Source organism: Mycobacterium toneyamaense (assembly GCF_055384815.1).
This window is the reverse complement of the sequence record NZ_AP040333.1, coordinates 5,306,524-5,320,697: the sequence shown is the minus strand read 5'-3', so window position 1 is coordinate 5,320,697 and position 14,174 is coordinate 5,306,524. Positions and strand designations below refer to the sequence as shown.

The window sequence follows — 14,174 nt, the reverse complement described above, 5'->3', positions numbered from 1 at the left end:
CGACCGGGCTGCTGGGTGCCGTCGGACCCACTCATTGGAACTCCCTCTAACAAAGCAAGTGCTTGGTAGGTTAGCCTATAAGGGTGATAGAGGTCCAGACGTTCCGGGCGGAGGTCCGGCAATGGCTCGCAGACAATCTCGTCGGTGAATTCGCAGCTCTCAAGGGTCTTGGTGGCCCCGGCCGTGAGCACGAGGCATACGAAGAACGACGCGCGTGGAACCAGCACCTGGCCGCGGCGGGCCTGACCTGCCTGGGCTGGCCGGAGGAGCACGGTGGCCGCGGGTTGTCGGTCGCGCACCGCGTCGCCTTCTACGAGGAGTACGCCAAGGCGGACGCCCCGGACAAGGTCAACCACCTCGGTGAGGAACTGCTCGGCCCGACGCTCATCGCGTACGGCACCGAAGAGCAGAAGAAGCGTTTCCTGCCGAACATCCTCAACGTCACCGAGCTGTGGGCCCAGGGTTACTCCGAGCCCGGCGCCGGCAGCGACCTGGCCAACGTCTCGACGTCGGCCGAACTCGTCGGCGACGAGTGGGTCATCAACGGTCAGAAGGTCTGGACCTCGCTGGCGCACTGGGCGCAGTGGTGCTTCGTGGTGGCCCGCACCGAGAAGGGCTCCAAGCGTCACCACGGGCTCTCCTATCTGTTGGTGCCGCTGGACCAGCCGGGCGTCGAAATCCGCCCGATCGTCCAGCTGACCGGCGACTCCGAGTTCAACGAGGTGTTCTTCGACGACGCTCGTACCGAGGCGTCGCTCGTCGTCGGTGAGCCCGGGCAAGGCTGGGGCGTCGCGATGGCGACGCTCACGTTCGAGCGCGGCGTTTCCACACTGGGCCAGCAGATCCGTTACAAGCGCGAGCTCGAAGGCCTGATCGGTGTCGCCAAGACCACCGGCGCCATCGACGATCCGCTGATCCGGCACAAGCTGACCGAGTCGTGGACCGGCCTGCAAGCCATGCGGTCCTACGCCATGGCGACCATGGACGTCGAGCAGCCCGGCCAGGACAACGTGTCAAAGCTGTTGTGGGCCAACTGGCATCGCGAGCTCGGTGAGATCGCCATGGAGGTGCAGGGCATGGCGGGGCTGACGCTGCCCGGCGGCGAGTTCGATGAGTGGCAACGCCTGTACCTGTTCTCGCGTTCGGACACCATCTACGGCGGCTCCAACGAAATTCAGCGCAACATCATCGCCGAGCGCGTGCTCGGCCTACCCCGAGAGGCCAAGGGCTGATGGATCTTTCAGTTGCTCCTACCGAGGTTGAAGGCCACGGCCTGCTGAAGGGCAAGGTCGTCCTCGTCACGGCCGCCGCCGGCACGGGCATCGGCTCGTCCACCGCCCGTCGCGCACTGCTGGAGGGCGCCGACGTCGTGGTGTCCGACTACCACGCGCGTCGCCTGGGCGAAACGCGTGACCAGCTGGCCGCTCTCGGCTTGGGCAAGGTCGAGGCCGTCGTCTGCGACGTCACCTCCACCGAGGCCGTCGACGCCCTGATCACCGCGGCCGTCGAGAAAATGGGCCGGCTGGACGTGCTGGTCAACAACGCCGGCCTGGGCGGCGAGACCCCGCTGGTCGACATGACCGACGACGAGTGGGACCGCGTCCTCAACGTCACTCTGAACTCGGTGATGCGCGCGACCCGCGCCGCCCTGCGGTACTTCCGCGGCGTCGACCACGGCGGCGTGATCGTCAACAACGCCAGCGTTCTGGGCTGGCGCGCGCAGCACTCGCAGTCGCACTACGCCGCCGCCAAGGCCGGCGTCATGGCGCTGACTCGTTGCAGCGCAATCGAAGCCGTCGAGTACGGCGTCCGCATCAACGCGGTGTCGCCGAGCATCGCGCGGCACAAGTTCTTGGAGAAGTCGGCGTCCGCGGATCTGCTGGACCGGCTGTCCTCGGACGAGGCCTTCGGCCGCGCCGCCGAGCCGTGGGAGATCGCGTCGACCATCGCCTTCCTGGCCAGCGACTACTCCAGCTACCTGACCGGCGAGATCATTTCGGTGTCGAGCCAGCGGGCGTAGTTTTCATCCGGCCGCGAGGTTCGGATATGTGCACTGCCCGCCTGATTGCGACAACGTTGTCGCAATCAGGCGGGCATTTTCATGTGTGGCTGGCTCGCGATCTCGCAAGCCTGACCTGGTGGCGGACCCTCTCGATCAGATGATCGCCTGCTCCTGCAATTCCGCGATCTGCGCCGCGTCGTAGCCCAGTTCTTCGAGTATCTCCGCGTTGTGCTCGCCGATCACTGGCGGGGCGAGGCGGATCGTCGCTGGCGTGGCACCCATACCCGCCAGCGGGCTGCCGATCAGATCGACCGATCCGGCGGCGGCCCATGCATGCGGCGTCGTCGCGCGCAGGCCCCGGTGCTGCACCTGCGGATCTTCCCAGACCTCCGCCAGATCGTTATAGCGCGCGGCCGGGATGCCCACGCTGTCGAACTTCGCCTGGAGCTCCTCCGTCGTGAACTGCCGGCTCCACTCGTTGATGATGTCGATCAACTCCGCGCGATTGATCTTGGCCCGCTTGGCGTTGGTGTCGAAGCGCGGGTCGTCGTAGAGCTCGGGCTGGCCCATCAACTCCGACATGCGCCGCCAGTGAGCGTCGCTGCCGGCCGTGATGTACGTCATGCCGTCGCGCGCATGGATCAGGTCGGCGGGGCCGCCGCCGTTGCCACCATTGCCCAGACGCTCCGCCTGGACGCCGCTGATCAGATAGTCCTGCATGATGTGGCAGACCATCGCCACGGAACTGTCGAGCAGCGCCATGTCGATGTATTGGCCCTCGCCGGTGTTGTTGCGATGGTTCAGCGCGGCGAGGATCGCGATGGCGCTGTTGTGGCCGGTCACGAAATCGACCAGGCTGGGACCGGCTTTCACTGGCCCCGCGCCGGGCTGGCCTTCGGGGATGCCGGTCACGGCCATCATGCCGCCGCTCGCCTGGAACAACCCGTCGTAGCCCGCGCGCGCCGCCATTGGCCCGGTCTGGCCAAAGCCGGTGATCGAGCAGTAGATGAGGCGGGGATTGATCGCCTTCAGGCTCTCGTAGTCCAGCCCGAACCGCTTGAGGTCGCCGACCTTGTAATTCTCGACCAGGATGTCCGCGGTCTTGACCAGGGCACGCAGGATGTCTTGCCCCTCCGGCTTGGAGTGGTTGACCGTGATCGACCGCTTGTTGCGGTTCGACGCGGTGAAGAAGCCGGACTGGCGAAGGTCCTTGCCGTCCTTGCCCTCGACCGAGGCAAGACCGTAACCGCGCCCTTCGTCACCGCTGCCCGGTCGCTCCACCTTGATGACGTCAGCGCCGAGGTCGCCCAGTATCTGCGCGCTGATCGGGCCGGCGAAGACGCGGGTCATGTCGATGACCCGGATACCCTCCAGGGCACGCTGTGTCGTGCTCATGATCTCCTGCTACTCATCCATTTCAAGTCGTGCTGCGCGCAAGCATAGGACTGCGAATCGCAGCGCCCGACGCTTTACGCGCCCCACCTATCGGTCGCGGTCGAGAACCGCGCTTGTGACCTCGCCCGCTCTCAGAGCCGCGATCGCCTCAACGCGCGCGACCCCTGTGAGCACTCGTTCTTTGTGTACATAGTGGCCAAGTCAACACCGGCCCGACCTACCCTAGCAAGCGCTTGGTTTCCAAGCTGTTGCGATGGCGTCTGAATCGCCCAGTCAACCCGCGAACAGGCGCGACGAGCTTCTTGACTCGCCGCGGCGATGTTCGCTGAGCGTGGGCTGAAGGCAACCACTGTCCGGGACATCGCAGACTCGGCCGGCATCCTGCCAGGCAGTCGCTACCAGCACTTCAAATCGAAGGAACAGTTTCCCGCGCCGAACGTGAGCTTGTGTGCGAAAAATTTGCGATTCTTCGCACACAAGCTCACGTTCGACGACGCGCTTGTCGTTCGTACGCGGCAGTTTTCGTGATCCAATGCCGTCCGCCGTAGTACATCGCCAGGTACCCCAGTGGGAAGAGCGCGATCGTCAGAATCGAGACGAGCCCGAACTGGATGTATTGGCCGGCCGTAATCGGGTGGCCGAGGAGTCGGTCGAGGTAGCCGAACCGCATGCCGACGAGGACCGTGCCTGCGACATAGGCGACCAATTTCCAATCGCGCACACCGTCGTCGACGAAGGCGAGCACCGGGTACATGAAAACTATCGCCACGACCACGAGCAGCCACCACGTCTTCGGCGTGCTGAGGTTCATGCCGTAGGGCTCGGGCTCGGCGCTGAATAGCGTTCGGGTCTTCCCTCCGACCTTGAGATACGGCGTCCGGACGTACGTGCACAACAGGATCAAGCACACGGAGAGGAGAAGCCCCTCGAGCGCTCCTGACCAGCCGCGCGGGATGCCGATGAGGGTTGCCGCCGCCGTGGTGATGGCCGCACCGGTCCAATAGATGCGGGCGGCCGTGGCCGGATCGTCTCGGAACGCGGCGACGGCCATGACGACAAGCCCGACCACGAACGCCCCGACAGCGATGTCCCCCACCTCCACAGACTATTGCGCCGCCACCTCGTCGAACGTGAGGAAGATGGCGATATTCAGGCGATTTCTCGCCATCAAGCTCAGTTTCGGCGGGGAAATGGCTAGTGGCGACAGTCACCAGCCTCCACAATCGACCTAACAAGCGCTTGGTTGCTATGCTGTGTCGATGGCGTCTCCATCGCCCAGTCAACCGGCGACCAGGCGCGACGAGCTTCTTCAGCTCGCCGCGGCGATGTTCGCTGAGCGTGGGCTGAAGGCAACCACTGTCCGGGACATCGCAGACTCGGCAGGAATCCTGTCAGGCAGTCTCTACCATCACTTCAAATCGAAGGAACAGATGGTCGAAGAGGTCATGCGTGACTTCCTCGATTGGCTGTTCACCCGGTACGAGCACATCATCGCCACCGAGCCCGATCCGCTGGCGCGTTTCAAGGGTTTGTTCATGGCGTCGTTCGATGCCATCGAGCACCGGCACGCGCAGGTCGTCATCTATCAGGACGAGGCCAAGCGGCTCGGGGTCCTGCCGCAGTTCGCCTTCGTCGACGAACGCAACCGCCAGCAGCGCAAGATGTGGGTCGACGTTCTGAAGCAGGGCATGGCCGAAGGCGTCTTCCGGTCCGACCTCAACGTCGATCTGGTCTACCGCTTCATCCGTGACACCACCTGGGTCTCGGTGCGCTGGTACCAGCCGGGCGGCAAGTTGACCGCGGAAGACGTCGGGCAGCACTACCTGACCATCGTGCTCGGCGGCGTCGCGGTAGCCCCGTAACGCCTTGCCGCCAAATGAGTTTCACCCAAAGAAGGAGATGAGAAATGGCCGCATCTGAGGCGTACGTCATCGACGCTGTGCGCACCGCCGTCGGCAAGAAGGGTGGTGGCCTCTCCGGTTACCACCCGATCGATCTCGGTGTGGAGGTGTACCGCGGGATCTTCGCGCGCAACGACGTCGACCCCGCCGCGTTCGACGACGTCATCGTCGGCTGCGTCGACGCCATCGGTGGGCAGGCCGGCAACATCGGCCGCCTGACCTGGCTCGCCGCCGGCTACGACGAGGGCGTGCCCGGCACCACCGTCGACCGGCAGTGTGGTTCCTCGCAGCAGGCCATTTCCTTTGGTGCGCAGGCCATCATGTCCGGCACCGCCGACCTGATCCTGGCCGCCGGCATCCAGAACATGAGCCAGATTCCGATCAGCTCGGCGATGATCGTCGGTGAGCAGTTCGGCTTCACCTCGCCGACCAACGAGTCGAAGCGCTGGGTGGAACGCTATGGCGACCAGGAGATTTCGCAGTTCCGCGGCGCCGAGATGATCGCCGAGCAGTGGGACATCTCCCGCGAAGACATGGAAGAGTTCGCGTTCAACAGCCACCAGCGGGCGTTCACCGCGATCCGTGAGGGCCGCTTCGACAACGAGATCATCCCGGTCGACGGCTTCAAGGTCGACGAGGGCCCGCGCGAGAGCACCCGCGAGAAGCTGGCCTCGCTGAAGGTCCTGGTCGAGGGCGGCCGGCTGACCGCCGCGCTGGCCAGCCAGATTTCGGATGGCGCGTCGGCAACGCTGCTGGCCTCCGAGGCAGCGGTCAAGGCGCACGGCCTCAAGCCGCGGGCCCGCATCCACCACATCAGCTGCCGCGGCGACGACCCGGTGAAGATGCTGACCGGCCCGATCCCCGCGACCAAGTACGCGCTGGAGAAGACCGGCCTGACCATGGACGACATCGACGTCGTCGAGATCAACGAGGCGTTCGCGTCCGTCGTACTGGCGTGGGCCAAGGAGCTGGGCGTCGACCTGGCGAAGGTGAACCCCAACGGCGGCGGCATCGCGCTGGGCCACCCGCTCGGCGCCACCGGTGCCAAGCTGTTCGCCACCATGCTCAACGAGCTGGAGCGCACGGGCGGCCGCTACGGCCTGCAGACGATGTGCGAGGGCGGCGGCACCGCAAACGTCACCATCATCGAGCGCCTCTGATATCACGCACGACGAAACTGCCCCTTTCCTCCGGGAGAGGGGCAGTTTTGTGTCTGTCCGGGTTTACCGGTTCGAATGAACGGGCATTCGGCAATCATGTTGAGGTCCATCGTCGTCGTGTCCGTGGCAGCAGCAGCTGCTCTCGGTGCAAGCGCCTGTTCGGACGAGTCGCCACCGCCGTCGCAGCCCACCTCCAGCACGAGCACGACGGTGACTTCGACGGAGATCATCCCGGGAGTTCCGGTCGGTCCGTCGACGCCGCCGACGACCCCGTCGACGCGGGCCAGCACCAGCACCGTCACCGTCACGGTGCCGCCGCCCAGCGTGACGATTCCCAATCCACCGCCGGTGCCGGCGGTGCCCGGACCCATGGGCCCCGGGCGGTAGGGAATTACGTGGGTCGGTGGCCCAGCAGCGCGCCGATGGCCTGCTCGGCCTTGCCGACCTCCAGCGGTTCGCCGGTGATGATGTCGGCGTAGAGGAACGACTCCACGATGCGGACGATGAGGAACGCGAGGTCGCGCGGGGGCAGCGGCGGGTCCAGCTGACCCGCGGCGATCTCGTCGTTGAGTAGCTCTTCGATCACGCCGACGAGGCGGCCCTGCAACGTCCCGGCACGGGTGGCCAGAATCCGCAGGGCGCGTTCGGGTTCGCGCCGCAGGAACGCCTGGAAGAAGCCGGCTTCGTCGATCACGGTGGCGAAGTGGCCGACGGCCCGCGCGATGTGCGCGGCGCCGTGCCCGGGTGCCGCGTCGATAGACGCCTGGAGTGTGGGCTCGGCCAGCGACCACAGGATTTCCGCGATCAGTTCGTCGCGCCCGCCGACCCAGCGGAACAGTGTGGCCCGGTTGATGCCGAGTTCGGTTGCCAGTTCCTGCATTTCGATGCGGCGACCCTCGATGAACCAGCGGCGCGCGATGCGGAACGCCTCGAGTGGGTCGGGGCGCCGGTCTGTCGACGCGAGCATGCGACCCAACGGTGTCTCGCTGATGGCACACCTCCTGTTCATCTCGCCGTCTCCGCATCATGGTAGCGGCTGATGTCTGAGTGAGATATATCTCGATCAGTCTCGTCTGTGCAACGTATCTGGATATGATGCACGAGTGACCCAGAGCGACGCAGCTTCGATCCTTGATCTCTTCCGTCTCGATGGCCGCGTCGCGGTCGTCACCGGCGCCTCGAGCGGCCTCGGCGTCGGATTCGCGCAGGCATTGGCGCAGGCCGGCGCCGACGTCGTGCTCGGTGCGCGTCGAGAAGACCGGCTGGCCGAGACCAAGGCACTGGTGGAAGCCGTTGGTCGCCGGGCCGTCGCCGTGCGTACCGACGTCACCAATCCGGACGACTGCAAGGCCCTCGTACAAGCTGCGGTCGATTCCTTCGGACGGGTCGACATTCTGGTGAACAATGCGGGAGTGGGCACGGCCGTCCCGGCGACGCGCGAAACGCCCGAGCAGTTCCGGTCCGTCATCGACCTGAACCTGAACGGGTGTTACTGGATGGCGCAGGCGTGTGCCGCCCACATGCAGCCCGGCAGCTCGATCATCAACGTCAGCAGCATTCTCGGCCTGACCACCGCGGGCCTCCCGCAGGCGGCCTACGCGTCATCGAAGGCGGGCCTGATCGGCCTGACGCGCGACCTCGCCCAGCAGTGGACGGGACGCAAGGGCATCCGCGTCAATGCCCTCGCACCGGGATTCTTCGCCTCCGAGATGACCGATCAGTATGCGGACGGCTACTTCGAAACCACCGTCCTGCCCCGGACGCTGGCCGGAAGGCTCGGGCGCACAGAGGAACTCAGCGCCGCACTGATCTTCCTGGCCAGCGACGCCAGCAGCTACGTCACCGGAATCACCCTGCCCGTCGAGGGTGGCCTGCTCACCAGCTGAGCTGGAAACCCAACAAGGAGAAGAACACTCGTGAAGCAGCTCAGCGGCATGGACGCCACCTTCCTCTACCTGGAGACGCCGACGACGTTCGGTCACGTCACCGGGCTGATGATCTTCGAGCGGCCCAGCGAGGAGTTCGACCCCTACGCGGCGGTGCACGCCAAGTACGCGTCGCTCATCGGTGAGCTCGAACCACTGCGGCGGCGACTGGTCGAGGTGCCGCTGGGTCTCGACCATCCCTACTGGGTGGACGACCCGAACTTCGATCTCGACTTCCACATCCGCGAAATCCATTTGGCCCGACCGGGAATGGTCGATCAGCTGGCCGACCAGGTATCGCGCATCGTCGGCCGCCCGATGGACCGGAGCCGGCCGCTGTGGGAGGTCTACGTCATCGACGGCCTGGACGACGGGAACTGGGCGATGCTGACGAAGTATCACCACGCCACCATCGACGGCGCCGCCGGGCAGTTGATGCTCAACATCCTGACCGACACCGATCCGAACGCCACGCCGCCCGCTCCCGGCCGGGCGTGGGAAGCCGAGCCGCTACCCAGCGATATCGATCTGCTCCGCCGGGCTGTCATCAACCTGGCGGGCCATCCGGTCAAGGCATTGCGGTTCCAGACCCGGCTGGTCGGCCAGCTCGCCGACGCGGCCGGCATCGACAGCATCGGCAGTGCCGCCAGCAAGGCCGGTTCGGCCATCAAAGCCATTGCGCGCCTTGGCAAAGAAGACGGCCCGAAGATTCCGCTGCCCACCTCGGCGGCGCCGCCGACGCCGTGGAACAAGCCCATCACCGGGCATCGCCGGTTCGCCATGCGCACCGCATCGCTGGAAAACGTCAAACAACTCAAGACCGCGACCGGCGGCACGGTCAACGACATCGTGATGGCGATCTGTGCCGGCGGCCTGCGCAGCTACCTGCAGGCCCACGACGCGCTGCCCGACGGCCCGCTGCGCGCCATGGTGCCGGTGTCGATCCGTACCGGCGACGAGGAGGACCCGTGGACCAACCGGGTGTCCGCGATCTTCCCCGAACTGCCGACCGACTGCGCGGACCCGCTCGAGCGCGTGGCCCGCTGCCGCGAGGCCATGCTCGACGCCAAGCGTCTGCTGGACCTGGTGCCCGCCAGCCAACTCGGCGACATGGCGCAGGTGTCGGCTCCCGTGCTGTCGACGTCCGCCATGCGGCTGGCGTCCCGCTTCGGGCTGGCGCACCGGATCGCGGCCACGCCGTTCAACCTGGTGATCTCGAACGTGCCCGGTCCGCGGAAGCCGCTGTACTTCGCAGGCGCGCAGCTGGTCCATCAGTTCCCGGTGTCGATCGTCACCGAAGGACAGGGACTGAACATCACCGTGGTGAGCTATCTGGACCGGCTGGACTTCGGCTTCATCGTCGACCGCGAGCTGGTGCCCGACGTGTGGGACCTGGCCGACATGCACATCGATGAGATCGGCCGGCTGATGACGGCCAGTGGCGCCGAATGGGTGCAGGAGCCGCAACCCCCGGCGCCGCGGCGTGGACCGGTCCGCATCGTGCAACCCGGCGACGCCTACTGACGGGCTCTAGTGTTCAGGGCATGAGTGGATCGGACGACAACAGCTTCCTCACGGTGGTCGTCGCACTCGGTGCCAACGCCCTGATCGCGGTGGCCAAGACCGTCGCCGCCGTCGTCACGGGCAGCGCGTCGATGCTCGCCGAGTCCGCGCATTCCTGGGCGGACACCGGTAATGAGGTGTTCCTGCTCATCGGCACCCGCCAGTCGGACAAGCCGGCCGATGCCCAACATCGGCTGGGTTACGGCCGCGCGGGCTACATCTGGTCGATGTTCGCGGCCTTCGGCCTGTTCACCGTCGGCGCCGTGGTGTCGATCTGGCACGGCATCCAGTCCCTCAAAGGCGAAGCCGAGGCGACGTCCTACGGCTGGGCCTATGCGGTGCTCGCGGTTTCGTTCGTGTTGGAGGGATCGTCTTTCCTGCAAGCGTTTTCGCAGACGAAGTCCGGCGCTCTCGAACGGCGGATCCATCCGCTGCGCTATATCCGCGTCACGTCGAACCCCATGCTGCGGGCCGTCTTCGCCGAGGACCTCTCGGCCCTCATCGGCATCGTGATCGCGACGTGCGGCATCTTGGCGCACCAACTCACCGGCTACGCGGTCTGGGACGCCATCGGCTCGATCCTGGTCGGTCTGCTGCTCGGGGGCGTGGCGCTGTTCCTCATCGAGCGCAACATGGATTTCCTGACGGGGGAGACGGTCACGCCGCTTGCGCGCAACAACGCGCTGCTGGCCCTGCTGGACCATCACGACATCGAGCGGGTCAGCTATCTGCACATGGAATGGGTTGGGGCGAACCGGATCTACCTCGTCGCCGCCGTCGACCTCGTCGGTGACGCGGCCGAATCGAACGTCGCCGCACGGCTCAACGCCATCGCCGACGCGTTGGCCGCGCGCCCCGAGATCGTGCGGGCCGTGCTGACGCTGACCCGGCCGGGGGACACCACCGATCTGCGGCCCAGCGAGCTTCCCGGGTGGTATCGCTAGTCGGGCTTCATCGGCGCGCGGTGCGCCGTCGCGACCAATGCTCGCGCCAGCACCGAACCGGGTTCGGCAGCGCTGGTGACCAGCGCGACCGTCGCCGTGACCTGAGGTTCCTCCAGCGGCACGACTCGCACGCCGTCCGGCGGGCGCAACGTGTGCAGCCAGGTCTGGGGGACGATGCTCGCCCAGCGGCCACCGCTGACGTGCGCCAGCAGGGACACCACCGAGTCGGCCTCGAGCCGCGGTGTGGCCGTCAGGCTGTGCGCCGCCAGGACGTCGTCGAGCAACTGCCGGCCCCGCATCCCCGTGTTCAGCAGGCACAGCGGGAGTTCCAGGGCGTCGGACCAGGTCAGCGGATTCGGCTGGCTGGCAAGCAGTTCTGCGCCCGCGATCAGCACCTGCCGTTCTTCGTAGAGCGGCGTGACCGTCAGGCCTGTGGTGTCGACGCCGTCGGGGTAGATGATGCCCGCGTCGAGTTCGAAGCGGCGGATGCGCTCGACGATGCCCGCCGAGCGCAGGCTGCTCTCCAATTGCACTCGTACCAAGGGGTGTTCGAGGCAGAACGGATCGGTCAGCAGGGCTACCGTGCCCGACGCGGCCGGGATGACGCCGAGCCGCAGCTCGCCCGTCAGACCCGTCTGCAACGCGGTGACCTCGTGGATGAGGGCATCGTGATCGGCCAGGATCCGGCGCGCCCACAACACCAGCCGTTCACCTTCGGGCGTGAGGCCCTCGAAGCTCTGCCCGCGCCGCACCAGTGGGACCTTGAGTTCGTTCTCGAGCTTGCGGATGGCCTCGGACAATGCCGGCTGCGAGACGTAGCAGGCGGCGGCGGCCCGCGCGAAGTGCTTCTCGCGGGCGAGCGCCACGAAGTATTCGAGCTGGCGAAACAGCATGGACTATTCGACCACGGTCGATAGGCGATGCCTATCAGGCTCACGGAAATTGCCCTTGGACTCAGGCGTCGGTTGCCGAGCAGACTTATCGCATGACCGACCGGAGCATTGAGCAGCGAGTCGATACCGAGGGACACGGCGAGCCCGAGTTCCACCCCTACCACCATCCCGCGGCCGGCTGGGGCGCGGCGATCAGCGTCACGAAGTTCCTGGCCCGCGAGCGTGAGCCCATCAGCGGACCGCACGCGATCATGAAGATGAACCACGAGGACGGTGGCTTCGACTGCCCGGGCTGCGCCTGGCCCGACGACATGAAGGGCCTCAAGCTCGACATCTGCGAGAACGGCATCAAGCACGTCACGTGGGAGATGACGCACAAGCGCTGCGGGCCGGAGTTCTTTGCCCAGCACACGGTTTCGGAACTGGCGGAGTGGAGTGACTTCGCGCTCGAAGACACCGGCCGGCTCACCGAACCGATGGTGTACGACCCCGAGACCGACCGCTACAAGCCCATCAGCTGGCGCGACGCCTTCGACCTCGTCGGCCGGGCGCTGGCGGAACTCGACGACCCGAACCAGGCGTCGTACTACACGTCGGGCCGGCTCGGTAACGAGGCGACGTTCCTCTATCAACTGATGGCCCGCGAACTGGGCACCAACAATCTGCCCGACTGCTCCAACATGTGCCACGAGGCCAGTGGCCGCGCCATGCAGGCGGCCCTCGGCACCGGCAAGGGCACCGTCGACCTCGAGGACTGGGAGACCGCCGACGCGCTGTTCGTCATCGGCGTCAACGCCGCCTCGAACGCGCCCCGTATGCTCACCGCGCTGTCGGAGGCCTACCGCCGCGGCGCGCAGATCGTGCACATCAACCCACTGGTCGAGGCCGGCGCCACCAAGACCATCATCCCGCATGACTTCCTGCGGATGGCGACCTTCAAGTCCACCAAGACCAGCACGCTGAACCTGCAGCCCCGGATCGGCGGCGACATGGCCCTGATCCGTGGCATCGCCAAAGCTGTTCTGGAACAAGCAGAAACGGATCCGAAGGCGCTCGACATCGAGTTCATCGAGCGGTACACCACCGGGTTCGAGGCCTACCGGGCCGCGGTCGAGGCGACGTCGTGGGACGAGATCGTCTACAAGTCCGGGGTGTCGCAGCGCGATATCCGCAGGGCCGCCAAGATCTACCGCGACGCGGACCGCAGCATCATCAGCTGGTGCCTCGGCGTCACCCAGCACGAACACGGTGTCGACAGCGTCCGGGAAATCGTGAATCTGCTTCTGCTGCGCGGCAATCTGGGCCGTGAGGGCGCCGGACCGTCGCCTGTGCGCGGGCACAGCAACGTGCAGGGCAACCGCACGTGCGGTATCGACCACCGGCCGACCGAGGAGTTCCTGGACCGGCTGGCCGAGGTCTGCGGCATCGACCCACCCCGCGCGCACGGGCTCGACACCGTCCACACCATCGAGGGCATGCACAGCGGTGACGTCAAGGTGTTCATCGGGATGGGCGGCAATTTCGCCAGTGCCGCACCGGATACCGCGTACACCTTCGAGGGCCTGCAGAAGTGCGACCTCACCGTCCAGGTCAGCACAAAACTCAACCGCAGCCACGTGATTCACGGCCGGCAGGCCCTGATCCTGCCGTGCCTGGGCCGCACCGAGAAGGACCAGCAGAAGGAGGGCATCCAGTCCACGTCGGTCGAGGACTCGATGAGCATGGTGCACCTGTCGGTCGGCATGAAGAAGCCGGCCTCGCCGCACCTGCTGTCCGAGCCGGCGATCATCGCCGGTATCGCCGCGGCCGCGCTGCCGAACAGCCAGACGCCGTGGCACTGGTACGTCGAGGACTACGACCGCATCCGCGACACGATGGCCAAGGTGCTCAACGGTTTCGAGGACTTCAACCGCCGGGTCCGGTTGCCGCTGGGCTTCCGGATCAAGCAGCCCGCACGGGAACTGATCTTCCTGACCCCGTCGGGCCGCGCGGAGTTCTCGGCCGTCGAGCTGCCCGACGACACTGTCAGCGAAGGCACGCTCATCCTGGCGACGCTGCGCTCGCACGACCAGTGGAACACCACCGTGTACTCCGACAACGACCGGTACCGTGGCATCAAGAACCTGCGCACGCTCATCTTCATGAACGAGCGCGACATGGCCGACCGCGGCATCAAGGAGTTCGACGACGTCGACATCGTCGCCACCGCGCGCGACGGCAGCGTCCGCTCACTGCGCCGCTACAAGGCCGTGCCCTACGGCATCCCGCGCGGCAACGCGGCCGGCTACATGCCGGAGATGAATGTGCTCTGTGCCATCGGCGATTTCAGCTCGCAGAGCGACCAGCCCATCATGAAGAACGTCAAGGTGACCTTGACGAAGTCTGCCTAGT

At 66.2% G+C, this 14,174-nt stretch carries 13 protein-coding genes and 1 pseudogene; 9 read left to right on the top strand and 5 right to left on the bottom strand.

The genetic code is table 11. From position 1 onward, the window contains the following. Positions 1-83 precede the first annotated feature (83 nt). Both ipdE1 and ipdF read left to right on the top strand, forming a co-directional pair. The gene (gene ipdE1 / locus ACZ5IQ_RS25775) at positions 84-1,232 is read left to right on the top strand and encodes an acyl-CoA dehydrogenase IpdE1 (protein ID WP_464480475.1); all 1,149 of its coding nucleotides are present in this window, start codon (positions 84-86) and stop codon (positions 1,230-1,232) included. Further along, positions 1,232-2,020 carry a (5R,7aS)-5-hydroxy-7a-methyl-1-oxo-2,3,5,6,7,7a-hexahydro-1H-indene-carboxyl-CoA reductase gene (ipdF, locus tag ACZ5IQ_RS25770; protein WP_464480474.1) on the top strand — a complete coding sequence of 263 codons (789 nt, stop codon included), beginning with the start codon at positions 1,232-1,234 and terminating at the stop codon, positions 2,018-2,020. The genes ipdE1 and ipdF overlap by 1 nt, the downstream gene beginning before the upstream one ends. A 135-nt stretch (positions 2,021-2,155) precedes the next feature. Here the strand turns inward: ipdF and ACZ5IQ_RS25765 are convergent, their stop codons facing one another. Then, positions 2,156-3,397 carry a CaiB/BaiF CoA transferase family protein gene (locus ACZ5IQ_RS25765; protein WP_212807243.1) on the bottom strand — a complete coding sequence of 414 codons (1,242 nt, stop codon included), beginning with the start codon at positions 3,395-3,397 and terminating at the stop codon, positions 2,156-2,158. 253 nt (positions 3,398-3,650) lie between these two features. Between ACZ5IQ_RS25765 and ACZ5IQ_RS25760 the strand changes: the two are divergent. Then, a pseudogene (locus ACZ5IQ_RS25760) lies at positions 3,651-3,820 on the top strand (helix-turn-helix domain-containing protein); the annotation flags it as partial. Positions 3,821-3,878: 58 nt separating this feature from the next. On the opposite strand, the gene ACZ5IQ_RS25755 reads toward ACZ5IQ_RS25760, so the two are convergent. Beyond that, entirely contained in the window at positions 3,879-4,493 is a 615-nt protein-coding gene (locus tag ACZ5IQ_RS25755; protein ID WP_406801617.1) for a hypothetical protein, read from the bottom strand. 163 nt (positions 4,494-4,656) lie between these two features. On the opposite strand from ACZ5IQ_RS25755, the gene ACZ5IQ_RS25750 reads away from it, so the two are divergent. Together ACZ5IQ_RS25750 and ACZ5IQ_RS25745 are read left to right on the top strand one after the other, a co-directional pair. Continuing rightward, complete coding sequence (locus ACZ5IQ_RS25750; protein WP_212807241.1) at positions 4,657-5,259, top strand: TetR/AcrR family transcriptional regulator; 603 nt, start codon at positions 4,657-4,659, stop codon at positions 5,257-5,259. A 44-nt stretch (positions 5,260-5,303) separates the two neighbouring features. Further along, the gene (locus ACZ5IQ_RS25745; protein WP_212807240.1) at positions 5,304-6,458 is read left to right on the top strand and encodes an acetyl-CoA C-acetyltransferase; all 1,155 of its coding nucleotides are present in this window, start codon (positions 5,304-5,306) and stop codon (positions 6,456-6,458) included. 2 nt (positions 6,459-6,460) lie between these two features. On the opposite strand, the gene ACZ5IQ_RS25740 is transcribed toward ACZ5IQ_RS25745, so the two are convergent. Together ACZ5IQ_RS25740 and ACZ5IQ_RS25735 are read right to left on the bottom strand one after the other, a co-directional pair. After that, positions 6,461-6,829 carry a hypothetical protein gene (locus ACZ5IQ_RS25740; protein WP_464480473.1) on the bottom strand — a complete coding sequence of 123 codons (369 nt, stop codon included), beginning with the start codon at positions 6,827-6,829 and terminating at the stop codon, positions 6,461-6,463. A gap of 20 nt (positions 6,830-6,849) precedes the next feature. After that, positions 6,850-7,425 carry a QsdR family transcriptional regulator gene (locus ACZ5IQ_RS25735; RefSeq protein ID WP_464480472.1) on the bottom strand — a complete coding sequence of 192 codons (576 nt, stop codon included), beginning with the start codon at positions 7,423-7,425 and terminating at the stop codon, positions 6,850-6,852. 136 nt (positions 7,426-7,561) lie between these two features. Here ACZ5IQ_RS25735 and ACZ5IQ_RS25730 point away from each other — a divergent pair, with 136 nt between their 5' ends. Genes ACZ5IQ_RS25730 through ACZ5IQ_RS25720 form a run of 3 tightly spaced genes read left to right on the top strand, consistent with a single transcriptional unit; the run spans position 7,562 to position 10,890 of the window. Beyond that, positions 7,562-8,344, top strand: coding sequence for an SDR family NAD(P)-dependent oxidoreductase (locus ACZ5IQ_RS25730; protein WP_464480471.1), 783 nt, complete (start codon positions 7,562-7,564; stop codon positions 8,342-8,344). A gap of 30 nt (positions 8,345-8,374) precedes the next feature. Then, positions 8,375-9,907 (top strand): WS/DGAT/MGAT family O-acyltransferase, encoded by a 1,533-nt coding sequence (locus ACZ5IQ_RS25725; RefSeq protein ID WP_464480470.1) that lies wholly within the window; start codon positions 8,375-8,377, stop codon positions 9,905-9,907. A 20-nt stretch (positions 9,908-9,927) separates the two neighbouring features. Next, a complete protein-coding gene (locus ACZ5IQ_RS25720; protein ID WP_464480469.1) occupies positions 9,928-10,890 on the top strand; it encodes a cation diffusion facilitator family transporter in 963 nt (320 codons plus the stop codon). Here the strand turns inward: ACZ5IQ_RS25720 and ACZ5IQ_RS25715 are convergent. Continuing rightward, complete coding sequence (locus ACZ5IQ_RS25715) at positions 10,887-11,783, bottom strand: LysR family transcriptional regulator (protein ID WP_212807234.1); 897 nt, start codon at positions 11,781-11,783, stop codon at positions 10,887-10,889. The two genes, ACZ5IQ_RS25720 and ACZ5IQ_RS25715, sit on opposite strands and share 4 nt — an antisense overlap. Before the next feature lie 92 nt (positions 11,784-11,875). Between ACZ5IQ_RS25715 and ACZ5IQ_RS25710 the strand changes: the two genes are divergently transcribed. Next, positions 11,876-14,173 carry an FdhF/YdeP family oxidoreductase gene (locus tag ACZ5IQ_RS25710; protein ID WP_464480468.1) on the top strand — a complete coding sequence of 766 codons (2,298 nt, stop codon included), beginning with the start codon at positions 11,876-11,878 and terminating at the stop codon, positions 14,171-14,173. Position 14,174: the final 1 nt, after the last annotated feature.